Annotated in this window: 20 protein-coding genes; 11 read left to right on the top strand and 9 right to left on the bottom strand. The window is 71.4% G+C overall.

What is annotated here, in order from left to right; translation table 11 throughout:
- Positions 1–63 precede the first annotated feature (63 nt).
- The 4 genes from lipA to lipB all read left to right on the top strand — a co-directional run bounded on the left by lipA (position 64) and on the right by lipB (position 5,151).
- Positions 64–993: a lipoyl synthase gene (lipA, locus tag K8556_RS13215; protein ID WP_223740411.1), complete on the top strand. Its 930-nt coding sequence runs from the start codon at positions 64–66 to the stop codon at positions 991–993.
- Positions 994–1,035: 42 nt separating this feature from the next.
- Positions 1,036–2,292 (top strand): dihydrolipoamide acetyltransferase family protein, encoded by a 1,257-nt coding sequence (locus K8556_RS13210; RefSeq protein ID WP_223740410.1) that lies wholly within the window; start codon positions 1,036–1,038, stop codon positions 2,290–2,292.
- 100 nt (positions 2,293–2,392) lie between these two features.
- Complete coding sequence (locus K8556_RS13205; RefSeq protein WP_223740409.1) at positions 2,393–4,069, top strand: ClpX C4-type zinc finger protein; 1,677 nt, start codon at positions 2,393–2,395, stop codon at positions 4,067–4,069.
- Entirely contained in the window at positions 4,066–5,151 is a 1,086-nt protein-coding gene (gene lipB, locus K8556_RS13200; RefSeq protein WP_223740408.1) for a lipoyl(octanoyl) transferase LipB, read from the top strand. The genes K8556_RS13205 and lipB overlap by 4 nt, the downstream gene beginning before the upstream one ends.
- Before the next feature lie 6 nt (positions 5,152–5,157).
- On the opposite strand, the gene K8556_RS13195 is transcribed toward lipB, so the two are convergent.
- The 3 genes from K8556_RS13195 to glp all read right to left on the bottom strand — a co-directional run bounded on the left by K8556_RS13195 (position 5,158) and on the right by glp (position 8,025).
- Positions 5,158–5,964 carry an MBL fold metallo-hydrolase gene (locus K8556_RS13195; protein WP_223740407.1) on the bottom strand — a complete coding sequence of 269 codons (807 nt, stop codon included), beginning with the start codon at positions 5,962–5,964 and terminating at the stop codon, positions 5,158–5,160.
- A 34-nt stretch (positions 5,965–5,998) separates the two neighbouring features.
- Complete coding sequence (gene ribA, locus K8556_RS13190) at positions 5,999–6,673, bottom strand: GTP cyclohydrolase II (RefSeq protein WP_223740406.1); 675 nt, start codon at positions 6,671–6,673, stop codon at positions 5,999–6,001.
- A gap of 122 nt (positions 6,674–6,795) precedes the next feature.
- Positions 6,796–8,025, bottom strand: a complete 1,230-nt coding sequence (gene glp / locus K8556_RS13185; RefSeq protein ID WP_223740405.1) for a gephyrin-like molybdotransferase Glp — start codon at positions 8,023–8,025, stop codon at positions 6,796–6,798.
- A gap of 162 nt (positions 8,026–8,187) precedes the next feature.
- Between glp and K8556_RS13180 the strand changes: the two genes are divergently transcribed.
- The 3 genes from K8556_RS13180 (at position 8,188) to K8556_RS13170 (ending at position 13,252) form a co-directional block, all read left to right on the top strand.
- On the top strand, positions 8,188–9,597 hold the full coding sequence (locus K8556_RS13180) for a protease inhibitor I42 family protein (RefSeq protein WP_223740404.1): 1,410 nt from the start codon (positions 8,188–8,190) through the stop codon (positions 9,595–9,597).
- A gap of 157 nt (positions 9,598–9,754) precedes the next feature.
- On the top strand, positions 9,755–12,982 hold the full coding sequence (rnr, locus tag K8556_RS13175) for a ribonuclease R (protein ID WP_223740403.1): 3,228 nt from the start codon (positions 9,755–9,757) through the stop codon (positions 12,980–12,982).
- A gap of 51 nt (positions 12,983–13,033) precedes the next feature.
- Positions 13,034–13,252 (top strand): DUF3185 family protein, encoded by a 219-nt coding sequence (locus K8556_RS13170; RefSeq protein ID WP_014396547.1) that lies wholly within the window; start codon positions 13,034–13,036, stop codon positions 13,250–13,252.
- Positions 13,253–13,273: 21 nt separating this feature from the next.
- On the opposite strand, the gene K8556_RS13165 is transcribed toward K8556_RS13170, so the two are convergent.
- The 4 genes from K8556_RS13165 to K8556_RS13150 all read right to left on the bottom strand — a co-directional run bounded on the left by K8556_RS13165 (position 13,274) and on the right by K8556_RS13150 (position 16,832).
- Positions 13,274–14,113, bottom strand: coding sequence for a lipopolysaccharide assembly protein LapB (locus K8556_RS13165; protein ID WP_223740402.1), 840 nt, complete (start codon positions 14,111–14,113; stop codon positions 13,274–13,276).
- Between the two features lie 120 nt (positions 14,114–14,233).
- Positions 14,234–15,175 (bottom strand): iron ABC transporter permease, encoded by a 942-nt coding sequence (locus K8556_RS13160; protein ID WP_223740401.1) that lies wholly within the window; start codon positions 15,173–15,175, stop codon positions 14,234–14,236.
- On the bottom strand, positions 15,172–15,966 hold the full coding sequence (locus K8556_RS13155; protein ID WP_223740400.1) for an ABC transporter ATP-binding protein: 795 nt from the start codon (positions 15,964–15,966) through the stop codon (positions 15,172–15,174). Before K8556_RS13155 ends, K8556_RS13160 begins: the two co-directional genes overlap by 4 nt.
- Complete coding sequence (locus K8556_RS13150; protein WP_223740399.1) at positions 15,963–16,832, bottom strand: ABC transporter substrate-binding protein; 870 nt, start codon at positions 16,830–16,832, stop codon at positions 15,963–15,965. Before K8556_RS13150 ends, K8556_RS13155 begins: the two co-directional genes overlap by 4 nt.
- 103 nt (positions 16,833–16,935) lie before the next feature.
- On the opposite strand from K8556_RS13150, the gene K8556_RS13145 reads away from it, so the two are divergent.
- Complete coding sequence (locus tag K8556_RS13145) at positions 16,936–18,144, top strand: polysaccharide deacetylase family protein (protein ID WP_223740398.1); 1,209 nt, start codon at positions 16,936–16,938, stop codon at positions 18,142–18,144.
- A gap of 61 nt (positions 18,145–18,205) precedes the next feature.
- On the opposite strand, the gene K8556_RS13140 is transcribed toward K8556_RS13145, so the two are convergent.
- Together K8556_RS13140 and K8556_RS13135 are read right to left on the bottom strand one after the other, a co-directional pair.
- Positions 18,206–19,561 (bottom strand): family 16 glycosylhydrolase, encoded by a 1,356-nt coding sequence (locus tag K8556_RS13140; RefSeq protein ID WP_223740397.1) that lies wholly within the window; start codon positions 19,559–19,561, stop codon positions 18,206–18,208.
- A gap of 73 nt (positions 19,562–19,634) precedes the next feature.
- Entirely contained in the window at positions 19,635–20,627 is a 993-nt protein-coding gene (locus tag K8556_RS13135) for an aldo/keto reductase (protein WP_223740396.1), read from the bottom strand.
- A gap of 155 nt (positions 20,628–20,782) precedes the next feature.
- Between K8556_RS13135 and K8556_RS13130 the strand changes: the two genes are divergently transcribed.
- From K8556_RS13130 to K8556_RS13120, 3 genes are all read left to right on the top strand, one after another.
- Positions 20,783–21,829 (top strand): ABC transporter substrate-binding protein, encoded by a 1,047-nt coding sequence (locus K8556_RS13130; protein WP_223740395.1) that lies wholly within the window; start codon positions 20,783–20,785, stop codon positions 21,827–21,829.
- 889 nt (positions 21,830–22,718) lie between these two features.
- Entirely contained in the window at positions 22,719–24,377 is a 1,659-nt protein-coding gene (locus K8556_RS13125) for an iron ABC transporter permease (RefSeq protein WP_223740394.1), read from the top strand.
- Positions 24,377–25,411, top strand: a complete 1,035-nt coding sequence (locus tag K8556_RS13120; RefSeq protein ID WP_223740393.1) for an ABC transporter ATP-binding protein — start codon at positions 24,377–24,379, stop codon at positions 25,409–25,411. The genes K8556_RS13125 and K8556_RS13120 overlap by 1 nt, the downstream gene beginning before the upstream one ends.
- Position 25,412 lies beyond the last annotated feature (1 nt).

Here is a 25,412-nt window from a genome sequence, read left to right as displayed (position 1 = left end):
GCGAGGCGTTAGGGCTTCACGCTTGACCCTGCTTTCACCCACCCTCTAGAAGGCCCGCGACCCATGGCGACTCCCGACCGGTTTCCCCTCCCACAGGTCTCAGACAGCACCCGGAAGCCCGAGTGGTTGAAGGTGCGCCTGCCGCATGGCGAAGGCTATGAGCGGGTGAAGGCCATCGTGAAGCGCGTGGGGCTGTCCACGGTGTGCGAGGAGGCCCGCTGCCCGAACATCGCCGAGTGCTGGGGCGGCGGCACCGCCACGGTGATGCTGATGGGCGAGGTGTGCACGCGCGCGTGCCGCTTCTGCCACGTGAAGGTGGGGGCGCCCCCGCCGCTGGACCCGATGGAGCCCATCCATCTGGCGCAGGCGGTGAAGGAGATGAACCTGGAGTACATCGTCGTCACGTCGGTGAACCGCGACGACCGTCCGGACGGTGGCGCCGGCCACTTCGCGTCCGCCATCCGGGAGCTGCGCAAGGAGAGCCCGCGCACGCTCGTGGAGGTGCTCATCCCCGACTTCAAGGGGAAGGAAGAGGACCTGGCCACGGTGGCGCAGGCGAAGCCGCACGTGGTGGCGCACAACGTGGAGACGGTGGAGCGGCTGACGCCCACGGTGCGCGACCGCCGCGCGACGTACCGCCAGTCCCTGCGCGTGCTGGAGTACCTGAAGAATCGCCCGGAGAAGGTCTACACCAAGACGTCCGTGATGGTGGGCCTGGGCGAGACGGACGAGGAGCTGGAGCGCACGTTCAAGGACCTGCGCGACGTGGGCGTGGACGTGCTCACGCTGGGCCAGTACCTGCAGCCGTCGCAGTACCACCTGCGCGTGGAGCGCTTCGTGACGCCCGCGCAGTTCGAAGCCTACAAGGCGCTGGCGGAGTCCTTCGGATTCCTCTACGTGGCTTCGGGGCCGCTGGTGCGCTCCAGCTACCGCGCCGCCGAGTTCTTCATGAAGGGCCTGATGGAGCGCGAGCGCGTCGAGCGACTCGGCTGACCGGACGCCCCCTTCCCCAACCAGAGAGAGACACACCCCCTCATGGCGACTTTCGAATTCAAGCTCCCGGATCTCGGCGAAGGCGTGGCGGAGGGCGAGCTCGTCAAGTGGCACGTCAAGGAGGGCGACCTGGTGAAGGAAGACCAGGTGCTCTGCGAGGTGATGACGGACAAGGCCACGGTCACCGTGCCCAGCCCCCACGCCGGCCGCGTCGTGAAGACGCACGGGCGTGAAGGCGACATGGCGAAGGTGCACCAGTTGCTGGTGACGCTGGAGATGGAGGGCGGTGCTCCCGCGTCCCAGGGCGCCCCGGCGTCCCACGGCGCCCCGGCTCCGGCTCCGAGCCCCGCGCAGGCGGCGGCCCCCGCGGCTCCGGCCTCCGGCACGAAGGTGCTGGCCACGCCCGTCACGCGCCGCATGGCGCGCGAGCACGGCCTGGACCTGGCGGAGATCTCCGGCTCCGGTCCGCAGGGCCGCGTGACGAAGGCGGACGTGGTGGCGGCGCTGGAGGGTGGCAACGGCGCGCCCAAGAAGAACGAGGTCGCGCCCCAGGCCGCGCGTCCGGCGGCGCCGCCGGTGGCGTCCGGCAAGGGCGACGAGCGCATCGCGCTGCGCGGGCTGCGCAAGAAGATCGCCGAGAAGATGGTGCGCTCGAAGTTCACGATGCCGCACTTCGCGTTCGTGGAGGAGGTGGACGCCACGGACCTGGTCGCGCTGCGCACGCGGCTCAACAGCCAGTTGGCGGCGGCCGGTGACGGCACGAAGCTGACGTACCTGCCGTTCATCGTGAAGGCGACCATCGCCGCGATGAAGAAGTTCCCGCACCTCAACGCGAACTTCGACGAGGCGACGCAGGAGCTGGTGGTGCGCGGCGAGTACAACATCGGCATCGCGGTGGCCACGCCGGACGGCCTCACGGTGGCGGTGGTGCGCAACGCGGACCAGCTCACGCTGGGCGAGCTGGCGAAGGAGATCTCCCGCCTGAGCGTCGCGGCGCGCGACCGCAAGCTGAAGATGGAGGAGCTGACGGGCGGCACCTTCACCATCACTTCGCTGGGGCAGAGCGGCGGCCTGTTCGCCACGCCCATCCTGAACCACCCGGAGGTGGGCATCCTGGGCGTTCACAAGCTAAAGAAGCGCCCGGCGGTGAAGAACGACCAGGTCGTGGTCCGGGACATGATGAACCTGTCGCTGTCCTGCGACCACCGCGTCATCGACGGCGATGTCGCGGCGAGCTTCGTGTACGAGATCATCAAGTACCTGGAAGCGCCGGACCTGCTGTTCCTCGCGATGGCGTGAGGACACGTGTCGTGGGGTACTCCCGACCGCTCCTGCTCCGGGGGGCGGCCGGGAGGCGGGGGAACTTCCGGAACAGCAACGTCGAAGGCGGGCATCCGCGATGGCCGAGAATCCCCGTGAGTTGATCCGCGCCGCGCAGACCGCCGAGCTCCAGGGAGACCGCGCGCGAGCGGCGGAGTGCCTGGAGCAGGCCGCCGCGCTGTACCAGAAGTCCGGGCACACCTCGCGCGCCTCGCAGTTGTTGCGGCAGGCGCGCCAGTTGAAGGCCCGCGCCCCGGACGTCAGCCCGGCCTTCACCGCGGCGATGACGGGCAACAAGGACGCGGCGGCCTACCGCGCGGTGGGCTGGAGCGACGCTGTCTCCGACGCGTTCAACGACAAGGTGGACGCGAGGGTGCACACGCTCGAGGACCCCACCGTGACCGGCGGCGCGGCGCTGCCCACCGAGCCCGGCCTGCCCCGGCTCGCCGGGAGGATCGCCGCCGTGGGTGCGCCGTCCCCGGCTGAGACGGGCACCCCGCCTGACGGGCCCACCTCCGCGACCCAGGCCCCGGGCACGGCCACCGTCTCCGCGGGAGTCGCCGGTGCCGATGGTCCGCATGCGGAGAAGGAGGCGCCCGCCCCTGGCGGTGAGCGGCCTTCGCCCGCGTTCGCCTCGGACGAGGACGACGACTCGCGGGGCTCCCCGGGTGGCGACGTCGTCGTCCCGGGCGGGCTGCTCATGCCTCCGGAAGAGGACGAACTCGACCCCGCGACCGGGCTGCTGCGCGCCTCGGGCGCGGAGGACCCCGTCGTCCCTGGAGGACTCCTCCGGCCGCCGGACGAGGACCCCTCGCCCGTGCACGCCGAACCCGCGCGGGGCCGGCGGCGTGAGAAGCGCATCATCGAGCGCGGACCCACCCGCGCGGATCCGGCCCTGGACGCGTGGTGCTCGTTCTGCTGCCGGCCGCGAGGCGAGGTGGGCGACCTGGTGGCGGGCCCGGCCGGCGCGTTCATCTGCAAGGGCTGCCTGGGCGAGTCCCAGGGGCTGCTGGGCGACGTCGTCGCGCCATCCCCGGTGCGCAAGCCCGTGGCGGAGGAGCCGCGCGCCGGGGCCGTGGAGATGGTGGGCCACGACGAGGTGAAGACCCTGCTGGAGCGCACGCTCCAGGCGGGCGCGCGCTGCCTGCTGCTCGTGGGCCCGGAGGGCTGCGGCAAGAGCCTCTTCTTCCAGACCCTCCAGCGGCGCGGCCTGGGCGTGCTCGCGTCCGTGGACGCGCTGGAGTCCACGCCGGGCACCGAGCCGCTCCTCGTGGAGGACGTGGATCGCCTGGAGCCCCGCGCCCAGGCCGTGCTGACCGCGTTCCTCGGGAACCGCCCGGCGCGCGCGGTGGTGATGAGCGCTCGCGGCGCCGTGTCGTCGCTGGGCCTGTGGGTGCGAGGGGAGGGTGGCAGCCTGCCCGTGCCCACCACGGCGGGCATGATCGAAGCCGTGCAGGGCGCCGTGCCGGTGTCGCTCCTGGAGCGCGTGCAGGTGCTGCTCCCGGTGCGCCGCCCCACGGTGCCGGAGCTGGTCGAGGTGGCCCGCCGCACCCTGGCCCTGCGCCAGCCGGCGGTGACGTTGTCCGAAGAAGTCCTGGGGGCGTTCGCCGCCGAAGCGGTCCGCTCCCCACGCGCGGGGCATGAGCTCCAGGCGCTGCTGTCGCGCGTCTACGCGGGCAGTTGGAGCCTGGAGGCGGCCCAGACGCCCGCCGCGCCATCCCACAACCCACGAGGGGGGCGAAAGGGAACACCATGAACACGCTCACCGTCTTCCGCCTGGGCCGGGTGGAGTACGAGGACGGACTGAAGCTGATGCACCTGTTCGGCGAGGCCCGCCTCCAGGAGCGCATCGGGGACGCGCTGCTGCTGCTGGAGCACCCGCCCGTCCTCACGCTGGGCCGCGCCGCGAAGCGCGAGAACATCACCGCCACGGACGCGCGCCTTACGGAGGAGGGCGTGGAGGTGTTCGACACCAACCGCGGCGGCGACGTCACCTACCACGGCCCCGGACAGGTGGTGGGCTACCCCATCCTCCTGCTGCCGCCGGAGCGCCGCGACGTGCGCCGCTACGTGCGCGACGTGGAGCGCGGGCTCATCCAGACGCTCGCGGCCTTCGGCCTCACCGCGGGCGCCATCCCCAAGTGGCCGGGCGTGTGGCTGGGGCAGGAGGGCTCGCCGGACGCGCGGAAGATTGGCGCCATTGGCGTGCACCTGTCGCGCTGGCTCACCACGCACGGCTTCGCGCTCAACGTGAACACGAACCTGGAGCACTTCCAGCTCATCGTCCCGTGCGGCATCCGCGAGGCGGGCGTCACGTCCATGCAGCGCGAGCTGGGCCACCCCGTGTCCGTCCCGGACGTGGAGGAGGTGCTCGCGCGCGAGTTCACCCACGTGTTCGACGCCCGGCGCGTGGACGGCACGGTGGACCTGCGCACGGTGAGCGTCGCCGTCACGCACGGCCGGGGACCGGAGGCGCGCGTGCTGCTGCTGCGCCGGACGCCGGAGCGCGGTGGCTTCTGGCAGACGGTGACGGGGCGCCTGGAGCCGGGCGAGTCCCCCGGGGAGGCCGCCCGCCGCGAGGTGGCGGAGGAGACGGGCCTCCAGCTCCCCGTGGTGGACCTGGCCTACCGCCACGCGTTCGCGCTGGGCGAAGCGCTGCCGCCGAGGCTGGTGGAGGAGCACGGCTTCGCGGTGCACGCCGCGCCGGACACCTCGGTGCGCCTGGGCCCGGAGCACGACGCCTTCGAGTGGGTGGACGTGCCCACCGCGCTCGCGCGGCTGCCCTTCCGGGGCCTGCGCGAGACGGTGACCCGGGCGCTCAGGACGCCCGGGGCCTGACGCCCGCTACAACTGGATGACCATCGCCTCCTTGGCGGCGATGGCGTCCTTGCGCTGCTTGCGCACCTCGCGCAGCAGCTTGTCCATGCTCGCGTCGTCGCGGCCCGGGTCGTGGTGGAAGAGCACCAGTTGCTTCACCTCGCTGGCGTCCGCCGCGCGCACCGCCGCCTCCCAGGTGGAGTGGCCCCAGCCCGTGCGGACCCGGTACTCGTCCTCCGTGTACATGGAGTCGTAGATGAGCGCGTCCGCGCCCCGCGCGAAGTCGAACAGCTTCCCGTCCAGCGCGGTGCCGTGCTCCACGTCCGTCGCGTACACCAGCGAGCGCCCGCCGAAGTCCACCCGGTAGCCCACGTTGCCGCCCGGGTGGTTCAGCTCCAGCGTGCGCACCGTCGCCTTGCCCACGTGGATGTCCTCGCCCACCACCACGTCCCGGTACGCCAGGCGCGTGCGGAACACCTCCTCCGCCGTCACCGGGAAGTAGGGGTGCACCATCTGCCCGGCCAATATCTGCTTCAGCGACCTGCCGTCCCGAGGCGACCCGTACAGCGTCACGTCGTTCGCCGGAGAGAACATCGGCGAGAAGAACGGCAGGCCCTGCAGGTGGTCGTAGTGGTAGTGCGAGATGAAGATGGACGCCTTGATGGGCTTGCGCGTCGCCACCAGCGCATCCCCCAGGCCGCGTGCTCCGGAGCCCAGGTCGAAGATGAGCAGCTCGTCGCCGCAGCGGACCTCCACGCACGGCGTGTTGCCGCCGTAGCGCTTGGTCGCCGGGCCCGGCGCGGGGATGGAGCCGCGCACCCCCCAGAAGCGCACCTCGAAGCGCGCGGTGCTCCGCCGGGCCGGGCGCTCAGCCGGCCTTGGCTTCCGTGTCGTCGTCCTCCGCGAAGAGCTCAATCAGGTGCCCCGTACGCTCGCGCTTCGTCCTCAAGTAGTCGACGTTATGCGGATTGTGCTCGGTCCGGGAAGGGATTCGGCGCCGGACCGCCACGCCTTCCTCCACCAGCCCGGCGATCTTCAGCGGGTTGTTGGTGATCAGGTCCACCGACCGCACATCCAACGACCGCAGCATTTCCGCGGCGATGTCGTACGAGCGCAAGTCATCCGCGAAGCCGAGCTGGCGGTTGGCCTCGTAGGTGTCCAGGCCCTTGGACTGCAGGGCATAGGCCTTGATCTTGTTGCCCAGGCCGATGCCCCGGCCCTCCTGGCGCAGGTAGAGCACCACGCCCAGCCCGTTCTGGGACACGAAGTCCAGCGCCCGGTCCAACTGCTCGCGGCAGTCGCACTTGAGGCTGCCGAAGACCTCGCTCGTGAGGCACTCGGAGTGGATGCGCACCGGCACCCCCTCCATCCCCTTGGGCTCGCCCACCACCAGCGCCACGTGCTCCTTCCCGTTGCGTTTGTCGCGGAAGACGATGGTCTTCAGCACCCCGCGGGCCGTGGGCACGTCCGCCTCCGAGTACCGCTCCAGGTGCTGGGTCGGCTTTCGGGTCGGCAGGACCTGGGGTGAGCGCGTGTCGGACATGGTAGGTCGTCTCCCAGAGAGGGGCCGTTACTTCTCGCCCCCCTGGATGCAAGTCAAGGTGACACCCCGATGGGTGTGGTGAAACCCGCCTCTTTGGATGCGGCGGGCGTGGACTTCGTTGCTCAGGCGACCCACGAGAGGGGGAGCAGCTCCACATGGGAGCCATCAGTCAAGCTGCTGATTTCCCGGGGGAAGTGGAGCAGATGGGTGGCCGCCGCTGCTGAACGCAGGGCCCCCGACGTCTGAGTCCCCAGGGGTTTCGCCCACAGCTCGCCCGCCCGCCAGGTGGCCGTGACGCGCACGAAGTGGGCAAGCCCCGGGGCCTTGGAGAGCGGGCCCTCCAGGCGGCCGCCGACGCGGGGCGGCTCCACGTCCGCGTGCCCCAGCAGCCGGCGCAGGGCGGGGCGCACGAAGAGCTCGAAGGTCACCAGGGACGACGTGGGGTTGCCGGGCAGGCCCATGAACAGGGTGGCGCCCCGCTGGCCCACCACCAGCGGCTTGCCGGGCTTGATGGCCACGCGCCAGAAGCGCTGCTCCACGCCCAGGGCCTCCAGGGCGTCCTTCACGAAGTCGTGGTCGCCCACGGAGACCCCGGCGCTGGTGAGCACCACGTCGAAGCCCTCCGTGCGCGCCAGGGCCTCCTGGACGGCCTGGCGCGTGTCCCGGGCGATGCCCAGGAGCGTGGGCACGCCGCCCGCGCGCCGCACCGCCAGGGCCAGGGCGGGGGCGTTGATGTCCACGATGCCGTCGCCGGGGGGCTCGTCCACCCGGCACAGCTCGTCCCCGGTGGACAGCACCGCCACGCGCGGCCGACGGGGCACCGGCACCGTGCCCTGGCCCTGCGCCCACAGGAGCCCCAGCTCCGGGATGCCCAGGGGCGTGCCGCGCCGCAGCAGGACGTCGCCCTCCTTCGCGTCCTCGCCCCGGGGGCGGACGAAGCTCCCCGGCTTCACGGCCTCCAGGACCTCCACGGCGTCCGGCGCGCCAGGGACGGGGCGGGTGCGCTCGCGCATCACCACCGCGTCCGCGCCCGGGGGAAGGGGCGCCCCGGTCATGATCCGCGCGCAGGTGCCGGGGACGACCTCCCGGGTGGGGCGTCTTCCGGCGAACACCGTCTCGCCCACCGCGAGGCGCACGGGCAGGGGGCCCTCCAGGTCCCGGGCCTGGACCGCGTAGCCGTCCATGGCGGAGTTGTCCCAGGGGGGCAGGGTGCGGCGGGCGGGGACGTCCTCGGCCAGCGCGCGGCCCAGGGCGTCGTCCCCGGGCACCCACTCGGTGGCCAGCGGCGTGCACAGCCCGAGGATCCGCGCGCGGGCGTCCTCCACCGGCAGCAATGCGGGGGCGTCACTCATGCATGTTTCCCACCCAAAGTCCGTGGGAAAATCAAGTGTTAGTTTGACAGCCCATCTGATCATCGTTACAAGCAACCGTGATCGCGAGGCTCGCGTCCAACAGCAGGGGCGTCCCGCCAACCCGTTGATAGCACACGGGAAATTCTCAAGGAGACAGCGTCGATGGCCAAGCCCAAGTCCGGGGCGAAGAAGCCGACTCCCGCTGCAAAAGCCGGTGCGAAGCCTACCGCGAAGAAGGACAACGCGGCCCGCCTGGATCTGATCAGGAACGCCTCGAAGAAGGTGGCGACGGCCGCGACGAAGGTCGTCAAGGCGGTGGCTGAGGGGGCGAAGGGGAAGGTCGCGGCGGCGAAGAAGGCGGTGGCGGAGAAGGTGGAGAAGGCCCCCGCGGCCGCCAAGAAGGCGGCGGCCAAGGCCGCGCCTCCTGCTCCAGCGACGCCTCCCGCGAAGGCCGGCAAGGCCGCGCCCGCCGCGAAGGCCGCACCCGCCGCGAAGACCGCGCCCGCCGCGAAGAAGGCGGCTGGGAAGGCGGGGGGCAAGGCCCCGTCTGCCGTCCCCGCCGGTCCTCCCGTGGAGAAGCCGCGTCCGCGCGCGACGAAGCTGCCGCCCGTGGGCGAGCCGCTCACGAAGCGTGAGATGGAGCAGCTCCTCACCGCCGGCGAGGGCCGCGGTGTGATGGGCGAGGGCAGCCTCAAGGGCCGGCTCATCCTCAGCGGCGAGATGCCCCACCTGGTCGTCGTGGGCCGCGACAAGCGCGAGCTCACGTTCCTGTTGCAGGGACCGGATCAGGAAGTGCTGCCGGCCTACGTGGACCACAAGGTCTCCGTGAGCGGCCTCATCAAGAAGACGACCAACCACAGCGGCGTGGTGGAGGTGCGCAAGTACTCCGCCAAGAAGCCCGAGGTGGAAGAGGTCGCGCCGCCTCCGTCGGACTCGGAGCCGAAGCTGCGCTACCTGTCGCCCGGCGAGGTCTCCATGGCCGTGGCCGCGGGCATGGGCGCCGGCATCAAGGGCTTCGCCAGCATCCGGGGCAACCTGGAGATGATGGGCGAGGACTTCGTGCTCGTGGTGTCCAACGGCGGCACGCGCCAGCAGGTGTCCTTCGCCATCGAGGGCAAGGCGGCGGTGAAGAGCCTGCGCAAGCACGTGGGGCAGACGCTCCAGGTGACGGGCGTGGTGGACAAGACGTCCGGCTGGGGCGGCCGCATCACCGCGGAGACGGTGGAGCCGCGTCCGTCCGAGGCGCGCTCGGTGTCGCGCGACGAGATGGAGCTGGTGCACATCGAGGGCGAGGTGCCCACGTCCGTGGACGTGAAGCTCAACCACGGCCTCACGGTGCGCCTGCAGGAGCAGCCCGGCGCCACCTGGGCCATCGAGCCGACGCTGGCCAAGCGCGTGGGTCTGCGCGAGGCCAACTTCGAGCCGGGCGCCGCCGGCGGCCCCGCCACCCGCGAGTTCTTCTTCACGCCGCGCAACCCCGGCAACTTCGAAGTGGAGTTCTTCCTCGCCAAGGCGTTCACGCCGGGCGTGGTGGAGCGCTCCTTCAAGATCAACGTCACGGTCAAGCCCTGACGGCTTGGGCGCACGGGCCCTCCCTGGACCGCAAGGTCTGCCGGGGAGGGCGAATGGGGGCCGGGGGGTTCCCGCCCGCACCCTTCGGGCTTACCCGTTCCCTCAGCGGCCTTGCCGCATCCCCACCGTGAGCCTCTCCCAAGAACACATCCGACAGTTGCTCGCAGAAGCCGACCACCCCCTGGGCGTGAAGGAGCTCCTTCGCGTCGCGGGGCTGAACCCCGGCCAGCAGACCGAGCTCAAGCGCGCCCTGCGTGAGCTGGTGCGCGCGGGCACCATCGTCAAGGACGGCAAGCGCTTCCGGCTGGAGGGCCCCCGCCGGCCCCGCGCGCCCGAGGCCGGCTTCGAGCCCCGCCCGGACGCCTCCGCGCCGCCCTTCAAGAAGCGGGGCCCCGCTCCCGGCAGCGGGCGGGAGGAGCGCCGGGGCGGCTTCCGCGACGAACGTCCGGCCTCCGGCGGCGGCGACTTCCGGCGCTCGCCGCGGCGCGGCTCCCGGGACGACCGCTTCGAGGACTCCGGCCAGCCCGCGGTGGAGGGCATCCTCCACATGCACCGCGACGGCTTCGGCTTCGTGCACCCGGTGTCGGGCGAGGGGGAGAACATCTTCCTGCCGCCCGGCGAGGCGCAGCGGGCGCTCGACAACGACCGCGTCCTCGTGGAGGTGGCGGGGCGGCCGGGCCGCTTCGAGGGCCGGCTGGTGCGCGTGCTCAACCGGCGGCGTGAGCTGGCGGTGGGCACGTACGTGGCGCAGGGCCGGCACTCGCTGGTGATGACCACGGACACGAGCCTGCCGGGGCCCATCCGCGTGCCGCCGACGCAGATGGCGCGCGACGGCGACCTGGTGAAGGTCCGGCTGGGCGTGGGCGCGGACCTGCTGGAGCCCGGGCAGGGGCTGTTCGGCGAGGTGGCCGGTTCGCTGGGCCGGCCGGGCGACCCGAGCGCGGAGGTGCTGGGGTCCGCCTTCGCCCACGGCTTCAACGACGAGTTCCCGCCGGAGGTGATGGACGAGGCGGACGCGTTCGCGGTGAAGGTCACGGAGGCGGAGGCCACGGAGGGCAACCGCCGCGACCTGCGCGAGCTGCCGCTCATCACCATCGACGGCGAGGACGCGCGCGACTTCGACGACGCCGTGTACGCGGAGCCCCAGGCCGGGGGCTGGCGGCTGGTGGTGGCCATCGCGGACGTATCGCACTACGTGAAGGAGCGCAGCGCGCTGGACGCGGAGGCGCTCAACCGCGCCACGTCCGTGTACCTGCCGGACCGCGTGCTGCCCATGCTGCCGGAGCGGCTGTCCAACGGCATCTGCTCGCTGCGCCCGGAGGAAGACCGGCTGTGCATGGTGGCGGACATGACGTTCGACCGCCATGGCCAGCGCCGCTCGCACGAGCTGTACCCGGCGGTGATGCGCAGCGTGGCGCGCTGCACGTACAACGAGGTGCAGGACGTCCTGGACGGCAAGGACGTGCCGCACCGCGACTTCCTCAAGCCCCAGTTCGAGCAGTTGATGGCGCTGGCGCGCGCGCTGATGGGCATGCGCAAGGCGCGAGGCGCCATCGACTTCGACGTGCCGGAGCACAAGGTGGTGCTGGGCGAGGACGGCCTGCCGCTGCGCATGGAGAAGCGCGAGCGCAAGGACAGTCACCGGCTCATCGAGGAGTGCATGCTGGCCGCCAACGAGGCGGTGGCCACGTACTTCCAGGACGAGGGCCTGCCCACGGTGTACCGGTTCCACGGCGAGCCGGATCCGCAGAAGCTGGCCGCGTTCGCGGTGCTGGCGGAGGCGTACGGCTTCCAGCTCGACGTGGAGAACGGCGTCTCGTCCAAGGAGCTGGACGCGTTCATCACTCAGTTGGAGGGCCACCCGGAGCAGCGCGCGCTGAACCAACTGCTCCTGCGCTCCATGATGCAGGCCGTGTACACGGCGACGCGCGTGGGCCACTACGGCCTGGCGGCGGAGAACTACCTGCACTTCACGTCGCCCATCCGGCGCTACCCCGACCTGCTGGTGCACCGCGTCCTGAAGGCGGTGTGGGCGCGCAAGGGCAAGAAGCCCTCGGAAGCGCAGATGGACCGCGAGGAGGAGCGGCTGGAGGGCATGGCGCAGCAGTGCTCGGAGCGCGAGCGCGCGGCCATGACGGTGGAGCGCGAGGTGGTGGCGTTCTACGCGGCCCTGATGATGAAGGACCGCGTGGGCGAGGAGTTCGACGCGACGGTGGCGGGCATCGCCGAGTTCGGCTTCTTCGTGGAGCTGGACGAGGTCCACGTCGAGGGCCTGGTGAAGGGCGAGTCGCTGGGGCCGGGCTCCAAGCTGGACAAGCGCACGCACTCGCTCGTGTATCCGAACGGCCGGCGCGTGCGCGTGGGGCAGAAGCTGCGCGTGCGGCTGCTGTCCGCGAACACGACGGCGCGGAAGATCGACTTCGAGGCGCTCCAGTTCGAGGACGAGGCCCCGCTCCAGCGGACCGGCGGCGCACGTCCGCCGCCGCGCCGTCGCGAATTCGTGAACGAAGCGCCGGGCCGTCACAAGGGTGGCAGGCCCGGACGCGGCGAGCGCGAGGCCGCGAAGACGGGCCGCACGCCGTGGCGCAAGCCCGCGGGGGACGAGGCCGCGGAGCAGTGGCGGTCGCTCGGCGAGGCGGAGGAGGCGCCGTTCGGCGTGAAGAAGGCGTGGGAGCCGCCCACGCCCGAGGACGCCGCCACGGTGGAGGCCGCGACGGTCTCCGGGTACGGCGACGAGGTCCTGGGCGAAGCGCCGGCCGCGCCGCGTCCGCGAGGACGGTTCAGCCGGGAAGGGCGCCGCGAGGAGGCCGCGCCCGCGCGCACCCCCTCCCGCTTCCTGCGTGCCCGCACGGAGGAGGCCCCCGCTGCGAAGGCGGAGCCGGCCACCCCGGCCAAGGGCAAGCGCAAGGTCATCCGTCCCTCGCTCCCCGCGGCCGGTGAAGGCGACGAGGCCGGCGCCTCATCCGGGGCCGCGGCGACGGACGAGGGTGTTTCGGTCGCGGACCGCTTCGACGAGGCCGCGCGCGACGCGAGGCGCTCTCGTGAGCCCTGGGCCACGGAGCGCTCGGGCGGCGAGGCTGCTTCGGGCGCGAAGGCGCCTCGCGAGGCCTTCACTCCGCCTTCGTTCGACTCCGAGGACCACGCCCCTGCCGCGTCACCGCACCCGGGCTTCGACCGGATCCGTGCGCTGGCCGCGCAGCGGGGCCAGCTCTCCACGGGGGCGGCGCCGGGCCGCGCGGGCGCGTCCAAGAAGGTCCGCAAGGCGGCCCCTGGCGCGAGCGCGAAGGGGAAAGCCTCGAAGACGTCCGCGCCGAAGAAGGCCGGCGGCTCGAAGGGCGCGGGCAAGAAGCAGGGGCGAGGCGCCCCGGGCAAGCGCAAGCGCTGAACGCGGGGCCGGGGCTCCCGGCCTCGCCGCCGTTCCACTCAAGGAGGCCGTGTGGGTGCTGTGCGAATCGTGGGGTTGATGCTCGCGGTGGCGGGCGGAGTGCTGCTGTTCACCGGGCTCAAGGCGCGGGACTCGCTCACGGAGCGCGCCACCGAGCTCATCACCGGCCGCAACACCGAGCAGACCACGCTCTACGTCGCGGGCGGCGGCGCCGCGCTGGTGGGCGGCGTGCTGCTGGCCCTCTTCGGGGGAGGACGAGGCCGGCGTTAGGCCCCGTCCCCTCCACCCGGACTACTTGGTGGCGCCGGAGGCCTGCGCGGCCTTGGCGCGCTTGGTCGCCTCGCCGAACTGCTTGGTCGCCTCGTTGGCCTGGGCCGTCAGCTCTTCAATGCGCTTGGCGTGCGCGGCGGCGCTGGCCTTGGCGGCGGCGACGCGCTCCGCGGCGGCGGGATCCACCACGGCCTTCTTGCCCTTCTCCGGCTTGGGCGGCATGGCGGCCTCGACGGCCTCCTGCTCGGCGGCCTGCTGCAGCGACTTCTCGTGCTCGATGTACTTGAACATCACGACGCGCTTGTTCAGGTACGGGTTGGGCAGGTCCGGGTTGATGGCGATGACCTGATCATACGTCTTCAGCGCGAGCTCCAGCTCCGCGGGCACCGCGGGCGCGGACATGGAGCGGGCGCCGCCGCGCTGCGAGTGCACCTCCGCGATCCAGCTCAGCGCGTCGGTGTCCTTCGGGTTGATCTTCAGGCACTCCTGGAAGTACTGCTCCGCCTTGTCCAGCGGGCCGTTCTTCGCGTACATCGCCGCGACGTTGCGGTAGACGTCGGCCTTGTCCTGGGGCGTCTTCGCGTAGTCCAGCAGCTTCAGCGCGGCCTGCGCGGCCTCGTCCGTCTGGCCCGCCTGCATGTGCGCGAAGGCCTTCTTCTCCCAGACCTTCTCCTGGTTCGGGTCGATCTTCAGCGACTCCTCGTACTCCTTCACCGCCTCCGCGTAGTTCTTGTCGGCGAGGAAGTTGGTGCCCTTGACCCGGTGCTCCTTGGCCTTCTCTTCCTTCTCATCGGCGCAGCCGAAGGAACCGCCCAGGGTCAGCACACCCAGCATCAAACCCACGCTACCCAGCCGCTTCATGCCCAATGCCTTTCGTGAAGTTCCAGGGGCACGTCCCAGCCGGGGGCCCCACATGGCGCGGAATATACCCGAACTCGCCTCGTGTACCCCCGTCCTGAAGGCCGGGGCCGCGAGGGCGCCTCAGGAGCGTGCGCGCGCGAGCAGGGAGACGAGCAGGGGGGCGCCCAGGGCGGCCGTTACCACTCCCACGGGCAATTCACGCCCGGGGAGGATCAGCCGCGCCGACGCATCGCACAACGCGAGGAACGCGGCCCCCACCACCACGGATCCGGGCAGCAGCACCCGGCGGCTCACACCGAGCGTCCGGCGCACCAGGTGCGGGACGATGAGCTCCACGAAGGCGATGGGGCCGCACCACGCGACGCAGGCGGCGACGCCCAGCGCCCCCAGGCCGATGGCCACCGTGCGCACGCGGCGGACGGGGACGCCCTGGGACTCGGCGTGTTCCTCGCCGGCGATGAACACCTCCAGCGCGCGGGTGAGGGCGAGCAGCCCCACGACGGTGACGGCCGCGAACGGGGTGAGCAGCCGCACGCCCGAGTAGCCCACCTGCGGCAGGTGGCCGAGCGACCAGCGCATGGCGGCCATGAGCTCGGCGGAGTCCGCGGTGAACTGCAGGCCGGTGGCGATGGCGCTCGCGGCCATGGAGCAGGCGATGCCGGCGAGCACCACGTCGTTCATCCGCACGCGGCGGCCCGCGGCGATGGCGGCCACCACCAGGCTGACGCCGAGCGCCCCCAGGAAGGCCGCGGCGGTGATGAGCGGCAGCCAGCCCGACGCCAGCCGCGCCCCCAGGATGATGGCCACCAGCGCGCCCAGGGTCGCCCCCGCGGTGGTGCCCACGGTGCTGGGCGCGGCGAGCGGGTTCGCGAAGAGGGACTGGTACACCGCGCCCACCAGCGACAGCGTCCCGCCCACCAGCATGGCCATCAGCGTGCGGGGCACGCGCAGTTGCCAGAAGACGAAGTCCGCCGAGTCCGGGGTGAGCCCCGGCCCGATGAACGGCGCCACCGCGCACGCGGCCGCGCAGACCGCTACGAGGAGCCAGGCCTTCACCTTCACGGAGCACCTCCGCTCCGGGGCAGGCCCACGAAGACGCGGTGCCCCTCCACGGACATCCCGTGCATGCGCACGCCGAACAGCTCGCCCAGCCGTTCGCCCAGGTCGGGGGCGTCGAGGCTCCGGTCGAAGGCCACTCGGCCCTGGGACAGGCCCACGACGCGGGGCGCGCGCGTGCCCGGGGCGTGGGCGTGGGAGAGCACGTTGACGTCGTGGGTGACGCAGAGGATGCCGCGCCCCGCGCGCCAGAGGTGGCCCATGCGCGCGTACAGCTCCAACTGCTGCGCGGGGTCCAGGAAGTTGGCGGGCTCGTCCAGCAGCACCAGCGGCGTCTCCTGCGCGAGCAGCCCCGCGACCGCCACGCGCTGCCGCTCTCCGCCGGACAGCTCCGTGATGGGGCGCAGGGCGAAGGACTGGGCGCCTGCCTCCGCCAGCGCCTGGTGCGCCGCCGTCTCGGAGGCCCGGCGGGATTCGGGGAAGCGGTAGCGCGCGGAGACGACCTGCTCCAGGGCGGTGATGGGCTCGGCGGCCTCCAGCCGCTGGGGCAGCCACGCGAGTCGCGCCGCGCGCTCCCGGGGGGCGAGCCTCGACACGTCCTGCCCGTCCACGAACGCATGTCCGGCATCCGGACGCAGCAGGCCCAGCGCCACGCGCAGGAGCGTGGACTTGCCCGCGCCGTTGGGCCCGACGATGGCCACGAAGTCACCGGGGGCCACGCGCAGGGACACGCTGTCCAGCAGCGTCCGCCCCCGCGCCCGCACCGTCACCGCGTCCAGCGTCAGCCCGGCCGTCATCGCGTGGAGGGCAGGGTGCCCAGGGCGGCGCGGAGCCGCTCGACGACGTCGAGGATGGCGGGCCCGGTGGACTGCACGTCGGGTCCGATGACCAGCCGCACCCGGTCCTCCCGCGCCGCGCGCAGGCCGGTGAGCTGCTTCCAGGGGGCCAGCACCTGCGCCTGCTTCACGGCGTCCAGGGCCGGCGCGCTGATCAGCACCAGCACCGCGTCCGGATCCAACGCGATGACGCCCTCCAGCGACAGGTTGGGAGGCCCGGTGACGTCCTCCGCGACGGCGTTGCGAGCCCCCGCGGCCTCCAGCGCGGCGCCGTGCAGCGACGCGCGCTTCATGTACCAGACCTCGGACAGCGTGCCTCCCGTGTCGCCCAGCACCAGCAGCACTCGGGGGGCGTCCTTCGGCGCGGGGCGAGACAGCGTCTGGTGCAGCTTCCGCGCGAGCTCGGTGGCCTGGGGCTCGCGGCCGCTCAGCCGGCCCAGCTCCTTCACGCTCTCCACCACCTCCGGGAGCGACGTCCAGGGCAGCACCTTCAGCGGCGCGAGCGCGGAGAGCGACTCCGCGGGGGCCTGCTTCACCTGCTGATCCACGAGCAGCGTGGGCTTGAGCTTCGCGATGGCCTCGAAGTTCGGCGCGAACGTGGTGCCCACCCTGGGCAGGGCGGGCGTGCCCTGGGGCAGGACGGTGTAGTCGGACACGCCCACGACCTCCGCGCCCGCGCCCAGCGCGAACAGCGTCTCCGTGACGGAGGGGGACAGCGAGACGATCCGCCGCGCCTGGGCCTCCGGAGCGGGCGGCGCCGGACGCTGGCAGCCCGCCGCGAGCGCGAGCACCACGCAGAGCAGGGAGGGGAGGCGGAAGAGACTCATGGGCGGGCCGACTTCTAGCACGCGGGTCGCGGGAAGCAGCGTCTGGGTTTCGCTCGGGAGGCGTGGATATCCTGGGGACTCCTCACAGGGGGAATACCCGGACATGGCTTGGATGAATGGGACGTCGCGCGCGTTCTGCGCCGCGGCGCTGCTTTGCACCACCTCGGCGTTCGCCGCGTCGCCGTTCGCGGAAGGGATGATCTCGATCACGTTGGATGACGGGTGGAGCACGCAGTACACGCTGGCGCGGCCGGCGCTGAAGTCGCGGAACATCCCCGCGACGTACTACCTGGTCACCGACGCGGTGGCGCAGGGGTGGGGCGGCTACATGAGCCTCGCGCAGGTGCAGACGCTCAAGGCGGAGGGCAACGAGATCGCCAGCCACACGCGCACGCACGCGGACCTCACGTCGCTGACGCCCGCGCAGCTCACGTCGGAGCTGCACGACTCGCGCGCGTGGCTGGAGGCGAACGTGGGGGCGGCGTGCGGCAGGGACTTCGCGTCACCCTACGGCGCTTACGACGCGACGGTGATGACGGCCTTGAAGGCGGAGTACGCCAGCCACCGCACCATCAACGCGGGCCGCAACCATCGCGACACGGTCATCTACGAGCTGCGCGCCAACGACGTGTCGAGCGCGGTGACGGTGGCGCAGGTGAAGGGGTGGATCAACCAGGCCATCGCGGAGAAGAGCTGGCTCATCATCCTCTTCCACGAGTTCACCAGCGGAACGCCCACGCGGGAGACGCAGTACAAGACGACGAACTTCGCCAGCATCCTCAACTACGTGCAGTCCACGGGCATCCGCGCCGTGACGGTGGAGCAGGGGCTCGCGCTGTCGGACGGCCTCACGGAGGCGCTGCCGTCGGTGGGCACGGTCGTCTACGACGACGCGATGGGCAGCGGCTTCCAGGACTGGAGCTGGGCGACGCACGACCTGGACCAGGCCGTCACGGTTCACTCCGGCTCCACGGCGGTCGGCTTCGAGCCGGACTTCTGGGAGGCGCTGATGTTCCACCACCCGGGGCTGGACCTGTCGCAGTACCAGTCCATCGACCTCTGGGTGCACGGAGGCACGACGGGCGGGCAGCAGGTGCGGCTGGCGCTCTACAACGGCGGCACGCCGCTGGGCAGCATGAGCCTGGAGACGGCGCTGGGGCACCCCATCGCGGCGGGGACCTGGCAGAAGGTCTCCATTCCGCTGAGCGCCCTGGGCGCGACGTCCGGCACGGTGGATGACTTCTACGTGATGGACGAATCCGGCGCGGATCAGGGCACGCTGTACGTGGACGACTTCGTGCTCGTGCCGTAGTCCTCGAGCCACCGCGCGCGCCGGTGTCCTCTCCGGCGCGCGCGCGTGAAGACAGCCGGGCCTACAGCTTGATCAGCTCCACGTCATCCATGTGGATGAAGTTGGAGCCGTTGTGGGCCGGTGACTTGCTGTGCAGCCCGAACTCCAGGTAGCCGTTGGTGACGCTGATGGCGGGCGTCTCCAGCAGCGTGTAGTTGCCGTAGGTGCCCAGGTTGGTGATGGCCGGAGCGCAGTCCCCGCAGTTCTTCACCTGGAAGCGCGCGAAGTCGAACGTGCCTCCCTTGCGGAACCAGGCGCGCAGCTTGTAGTTGCCCGCCGCCAGGCCCGACTTCGTCTGGTACGTCCACGCCTCGTAGGCCGCCGCGGACGTCCAGTGCGTCAGGTGGTAGCTGCCCGAGTGCCCGCCGTTGTACGTCTCCGAGAACGCCGCCGCGCCCGTGCCGTTCGGGCTCCAGGTGGTCCAGCCCGTCATGCCCTGCTCGAAGCCCGGGTTGGTGAGCCCCAGCGACTGCGAGCCCCCCGGCTGGTACCAGCGCACCCACTCCACCTCCATCGTCTTCTTCGCGCCCCAGGCCAGGTCGATGGAGGCCGGCGCCGGGTTCCCGTACCAGACGCCGCCCAGCGCCAGGTTCAGGATGAGGTAGTGGTTCTGCTGGAACTCCGACTCGTTGTGGTTGAACGTGGCCGTGGACACGAAGTCCTTGTCCAGGCGGAACACGATGGTGTTCGCCGTCCACTCCACCTCGTACGTGTGGAAGTCCTGCGACAGGTCCACGCCGCGGCTCGCGCCCGTGCCCCAGTCCGCGTTGCCGTTGTTGTACCAGTGCAGCGCGGACTTCATCCACGTGGGCTCCGTGGACTTCCACTCCAGGATGTCGATCTCTCCCGCCGCCGGCCAGCCCGCGCTCTGGACGTTCGAGCCCAGCGTCCAGAACGCCGGCCACATGCCGTAGCCCGGCGGGACCTTGATGCTCGCGACGATCTTCCCGTAGCGCCCCTCCACCTTGCCCTTGGTGTGGATGCGGCCGGAATAGAACGACCGGTACTGCCCCGGGCAGCGCGAGTCCGTGGGGTTGTCCGCCGTGCGCTCCGCCGAGATGATCAGCTTGCCGTTGGCCACCGCCACGTTCTGCGCGCGCGGGAACTCCAGCTCACCCGTGCCGAAGTTGCAGTTGTTGGTCACCGGATCCCAGTTGCTCGTCAGCACGTTCCACGCGCCCGTGTTCAGCGCCGTGCCCGTGAAGTCGTCCTGCCACGCCAGCGACCACCCCGAGCCCGGGTCGTACGCGCGCTCGCCCTGCTGCGTCTGCCCGTAACCTTCCGCCTCCACCGGGGCGGCCTCCGGCTCGGGAGAACAGCCGGAGAGGGTGGTCAGGAGTCCTGCGGCGACAAGGCCTGCTCGAAAGGGGCGGTGCATGAATGCTCCGGGGTAGGGGGAGCATTCATGTTTGCCGGTTTTGACGCGTCTCGCCAGGAGGTCTGGAAGAACCTCAGCCGAGCCATTGGGGATTCTGGACGGTTCCGTCGAAGTGGTGGCTCGTCTTGTACTTCTCGTAGGCGCCGTCCTGGGCCGCGTCCTTCGTCCTGGCGAGCAGGTCCTGGACCTCCTTTTCGTTCAGGGGCTTGAAGGTGCGCGCGGCGGTCAGCGCCTGCTGCAGGCGCTCCTGCGAGTCGATGCCGGTGATGACGACGCTGACGGGCAGGGACAGGTTGTAGCGGAGACACTCGGGCGCGGTGACGGTCTTGCTGTCCAGGATGAACGGGTCGCCCATGGACTTCATGGCGAGCACGCCAATGCCTTCCTTCACGAGCACGGGCAGCACGCGCTTCTCGAAGCTGTTGAAGTGGGCGTCCATGACGTTGAGGGGCATCTGCACGGTGTCGAAGCGGAAGCCGTGCTTCTTCGCCGTCTCCAGCATCTTCAGGTGGATGTCCGGGGACTTGTGGCCGGTGAAGCCCAGGAAGCGCGCCTTGCCGGCCTTCTGCGCGTCCTTCATCGCCTCGATGGCGCCGCCTTCGGCGAAGGCCCGGTCGGGGTCGTTCTCGCGGATGACTTCGTGGAGCTGGAGCAGGTCCAGGTGGTCCGTCTGGAGCCGCTGGAGGGACTCGTCGATCTGCTTCGCGGCGGTCTTCTTGTCGCGGCCGTCGATCTTCGTCATCAGGAAGGCCTTGGCGCGGTAGCCGTCGCGCAGCGCCTTGCCCATGCGCTCCTCGCTCTTGCCGTCGTTGTAGTCCCAGCAGTTGTCCAGGAAGTTGATGCCCTGGTCCAACGCGCCGCGGATGAGCGCGATGCTCTCCGACTCCTCCTTCTGCTTGCCGATGTGGAAGCCCCCGAGCCCGATGCACGACACCTCCTGGCCGGTGCGGCCCAGCTTGCGGCGGGGGACGGCGGGCGCATTCTTCGCCTTCTTGGGCGAAGCCCCGAGCACGGGCGGGGCAACCATCAGCGACAGCGTCGCGGCGAGGAATTCCTTCCGGGTCATGCGCGGGCGTCCTTCCCGAGAGCAGGTATCGTCTGGGAGGCCGACGTTGGGACCGGGCGGCGCCCGGGACAACGGGCGCGCGGGCCGAGTGTGCAGGAGCCACCGCTGCGGACCAGGTGTGCAGGGCACGCGGGTGCCGCATAATCGACACCCGCATGCGCATCCCCCTCCTTGTGCGGCGCGTGGGGCCGCTCCTCGCGCTGATCTTCCTGGCCGCGTGCCGCATTGAATCCGCCGCGCCGTCGGGAGGCGCCGCCGTGGCGCAGGCCGAGACCCCCTCCGGCGAGGTCTGGGTCTACACGTCGATGTACCGGCACGTGCTGGATGCGATGGAGCCCCTGCTCCAGGAGCGGCTGCCCGGTGTGAAGGTGCACTGGTACCAGGCGGGCAGTGAGAAGGTGGCCAGCCGGCTGGAGGCGGAGCGGGCCGCGGGCGCGGTGCGCGCGGACGTGCTGATGACGTCGGATCCGTTCCTCTACGAGCGACTGGCGCGGGAAGGCGCGTTCCTGCGCTACGCGTCCGTGAACGCGCTGCGCATCCCGCAGACGCTGGTGGACCTGGACGCGAGGTACGCGGCGGTGCGGCTGTCCACGATGGTGCTGGTGCACCGCGTGGGCGCGGGCGAGGCGCCGAAGTCGTTCGCGGCGCTGGTGGATGGAAGTTGGAAGGGACGGGTGGCCATCGGGGATCCGCTCACATCGGGCACCGCGTTCACGTGGGCGGTGTTCCTGCACGCGCGGCGCGGGGATGCGTACTTCGCGGGGCTGCGGGACAAGGGCGCGGTGGTGGCGGGTGGCAACGCGGCGGTGCTCCAGAAGGTGGAGAGTGGCGAGGTGGACGCGGGCGTGCTGCTCTTGGAGAACGCGCTGACGGCGAAGGCGAAGGGCAGTCCCATCGAGGTCATCTGGCCGGAGGACGGCGCGGTGGTCATCCCGGGTCCGGTGGGCCTGTTCGCGTCGACGCGAAATCCAGTGGCGGCGAAGGCGCTGGTGGACGTGCTGTTGTCGCCCGAAGGCCAGCGCATCATCGTGGAGAAGGGGGACATGCACGCGGTGGACCCACGCCTGGGCGGCCCGCGTGGTGAGCCGGGCGTGGACGGATTGCTGAGCCGCGCGCAGGCCTGGACACCGGAGTTGCTGGAAAAGGGACTGCTGCACGGCGGAGACATCAAAGAAGCCTTCAGCCGGGCCTTCGCGCGATGAGCGAGGAGCGCGAGACCTGCCGCGCTGACGCGGTGTGGCAGCCAACGCTGATTCGGGCCCAGAGTCCCCGGACCTTCAGGGAGACGCCCTCCGGACCGGCACGAGCAAAACCTGTCCGACAGTCGGACAGGTTTTCGCTGCTCGGCTGGAACGGGAGCGTCGCCGTCCAGGAGAACGACAACCGGAGGCCATCAGCACGCTGCGTCCCCGGTGGTCGTCCAAACCTGTCGGACAGTCGGACAAGTTCGGTGGGTGCTCGGTCCCCAGTCCCGGCGGAAGATGTGGCCGGTCCCGCAGGAAGCGGCAACGGGAGACCGTCCGCCCAGGGGGCCCAACGCAGTGCTCCAGAACTGTCGGACAGTCGGACCGGTTCAAGCGGCGAACCCAACGTGTCCGCCAGCCGGACCGGTTCGCGCAGTGGCCCTGGCTTGGCAGACCGTCGGGCCGGTTGGGGCGGAGGTTCAAACCTGTCGGACAGTCGGACAAGTACAGGCGGTGGGCCCAAGCTGTCGGACAGTCGGACCGGTTCGAGCAGTGACCCTGGCTTGGCCGACCGTCGGACCGGTTCGAGCGGTGATTCAAACCTGTCGGTCAGTCGGACATGTGCCGACGGTGGGCCCAAGCTGTCGGACGGTCGGACCGGTTGGGGCGGAGGTTCAAACCTGTCGGACAGTCGGACAGGTTTTTGCGGTGGCCCCAAGTTGTTGGACGGTCGGACTGGTTCACGTGGTCGGTCCGACTTGTCCGACTGTCGGACAGGTTTTTGGCGTGCCCCTCCGCCGGGGCGCCTCGGCGGGCTTCTCCGTTTCTTAGCCGGTGGGGAGGACCGCTCGGTCGTGGGCGTGGCGCACCATGGGGGCATTCGTTCGACCCTTGATGGAGCTGCGCGATGAGGGGGCGGTGGATCGCGTTGGCCTTGTGGCTCGTGCCGCTCCTTCTGTTCGCGGTGGTTCCTGTCGTGGCACTCCTGGTGCGGGGCGTGGGCGCGGCGACGGGCGGCGTGGGTTCGGTGCTCTCGGCGGAGTCCGGGGCGCTGGTGAATACGCTGGGCGTCTCGCTGGGCGCGACGGCTTGGGCGTTGTGCCTGGGGGCTCCGCTCGCCTTCCTTCTGTTCCGCACGGACCTGCCACTGCGTGGCGCGTTCACCGTGCTGTTCACCCTGCCGTCCGCCATCCCCGCGTTCATCTGGGGCATGGGGTGGCTGTCGCTCGCGAGCCCTCGCGCCGGCTACTTGAACCGCATGCTGGGCGCGGACGTGTTCGACCTCTATGGCGCGGCGGGCATCGCGTTCGTGGAGGGACTGTCCGGACTGCCGCTGGTGCTGCTCGCCGGGGCTGCCGCGCTTCGGCGGGTGGATCCCTCGTTGGAGGAGGCGGCGCGGGTGTGTGGCGCTTCGCCACTCCGCGCCGTGCTGAACACCACCGTTCCCCTGGTGCTGCCCGCGCTGTTGTCGGGCTCGGTGATGGTGTTCCTCATGGCCGCGTCGTCCTTCGGCGTGCCGTACCTGCTGGGCGTGTCGGCGTCGCCGCCCACCCGCGTCCTCACCACCCGCATCTATGAACTGGTGCTGCTCGGCAGCGAAGAGGGATTGCCGCGTGCGTCCGTCCTTGCCTCGTTCCTTCTGCTGCTCACGCCACTGGCGCTGGGACTGACCTGGGTGTTGGGCCGGAGCGGACGGGTGCGATTGAGCGCGGGCAAGGGCGTGTCCCCTCGCGTGCTCGCGTTGGGGGCGTGGCGGCCCGCGGCGCTTGCGGGTGTGGGCCTCGTGGGTGGGGTGCTGGTGGTGCTTCCCCTGGCGGCCATCCTGCTCACTTCTCTGCAACGCAGCTTCGGCGCGGCGCTGACGTGGGACGCACTGACGCTGTCGCACTGGTCCGGAGTGCTCTGGGATGCGCGCACGCTTCGGGCCACGGGGCGCAGCGTGCTGCTCGCGGCTGGAGCGGGGCTGCTCGTGGTGGGGTTGGGCCTTTCCGCGGCGCTCCTGTGGCGGGCCTTCCGTCGCGGCGGCGCGGTCGTGGAGGCCATGGCGGTGTGGCCTTTCGCGGTTCCGGGGACGGTGCTGGCGCTCGCGCTGCTGGTGGCGTTCTCCCGGGACTGGCGGCTGGTGGTGCTGGACCGCTTCGCGTTCGTGCTGGCCCTGGCGCACACGCCCTGGCTGATGCTCGTGGGCTACGTGGCGAAGTACCTGGCCCTGGGCGAACGCAACAGCTCCGAGGCCCTGGCCCAGGTGGATCCTTCGCTCGCGGAGGCTGCTCGCGTCGGTGGCGCGGGACCGGCTCGGGCGTTCTGGGACGCGACCCTGCCGCTGCTCCGGCCCGCGCTCGTGGTGGCGTTCGTGCTCGCGTTCCTCGCGTGCGCCACGGAGATCACGCTGTCCGTGCTGCTGGTGCCCGCGGGCTCCGAGGTCCTGGGCACACTGCTGTTCGAATTGCAGAGCTACGCGGACCCGGCCGCCGCGGCCGTGCTCGCGTGCGCGTTCGTGGCGCTGGTGGTCGCGGGACAGGCCGTGCTGGCGTGGGCTCGGCGTCGAGTGCCGGAGGTGCGGTGATGGCGGCCATCGTCCTGGAGGGACTGGTCAAGGCTTACGGCGGGGCGCCAGTGGTGCGCGGCTTGAGCCTTCACGTGGAGCCGGGCGAGCTGGTGTCCCTGCTGGGCCCTTCCGGCTGCGGGAAGACGACGACCCTGCGGATGCTCGCGGGACTGGAGCACCCGGACGCGGGCATCATCCGGCTGGGTGACGAGGTCGTCGCCGGGCCCGGCGTGCGCGTTCCTCCCGAGAAGCGCGGCCTGGGCATGGTGTTCCAGAGCTACGCCATCTGGCCGCATCGCAGCGTCGAAGCCAACGTCGCCTATCCCCTGGTGCTCCGGAAGGTGCCCCGGCACGAGGTGGCCTCGCGCGTGCGCGAAGCCCTGCGCTGGGTGCGACTGGAGGCCTTCGCGGCGCGGATGCCGCACGAACTGTCCGGCGGGCAGTTGCAGCGCGTGGCGCTCGCGCGGGCGCTGGTCGCGGGGCCTCGCGTGCTGCTGCTGGACGAACCCCTGTCCAACCTGGACGCGGCCCTGCGCGAGGAGCTTCGCGCGGAGATCGCCGCGCTGCGGGCCCGGCTGGGCACGACGCTGGTGTTCGTCACGCATGATCAAGGCGAAGCGCTCGCCCTGTCGGACCGCATCGCCGTGATGAACCGGGGCGTCATCGAGCAGGTGGATTCGCCGGAGCAACTGTACCGGGAACCGGCGACGCCGTTCGTCGCCGGCTTCGTCGGAGGCGCGAACGTGCTGCGGGGCGAGGCTCGCGCGGGCGCCTTCCACTGCGCGGGGACGGAGATCGCGTTCGACCTCCCCATGGACGTGAGGCCCGGGCCTGGGACGCTGGTGGTGCGCCCGGAGGACCTGGAGCTGGGGGAGACCGGGACGCCGCTGGTGCTGTCCGCCCGCCTGTTCCTGGGGCACTCGGCGGAGTACCGCTTCCCGGTGGGCGACGCGTTCTTGCGCGTCATCGGGCCGGCGCTGGAGGGCGTGCGCGCCGGCCAGACGCTCAAGGTGCGCGTGCGCAAGGCCGCCGTGTTCGACGCGGGCGCGTGAG

Source organism: Corallococcus sp. AS-1-12, assembly GCF_020036995.1.
In the GTDB taxonomy this organism is placed as follows: domain Bacteria; phylum Myxococcota; class Myxococcia; order Myxococcales; family Myxococcaceae; genus Corallococcus.
This window is presented reverse-complemented; position numbering and strand designations above follow the sequence as displayed.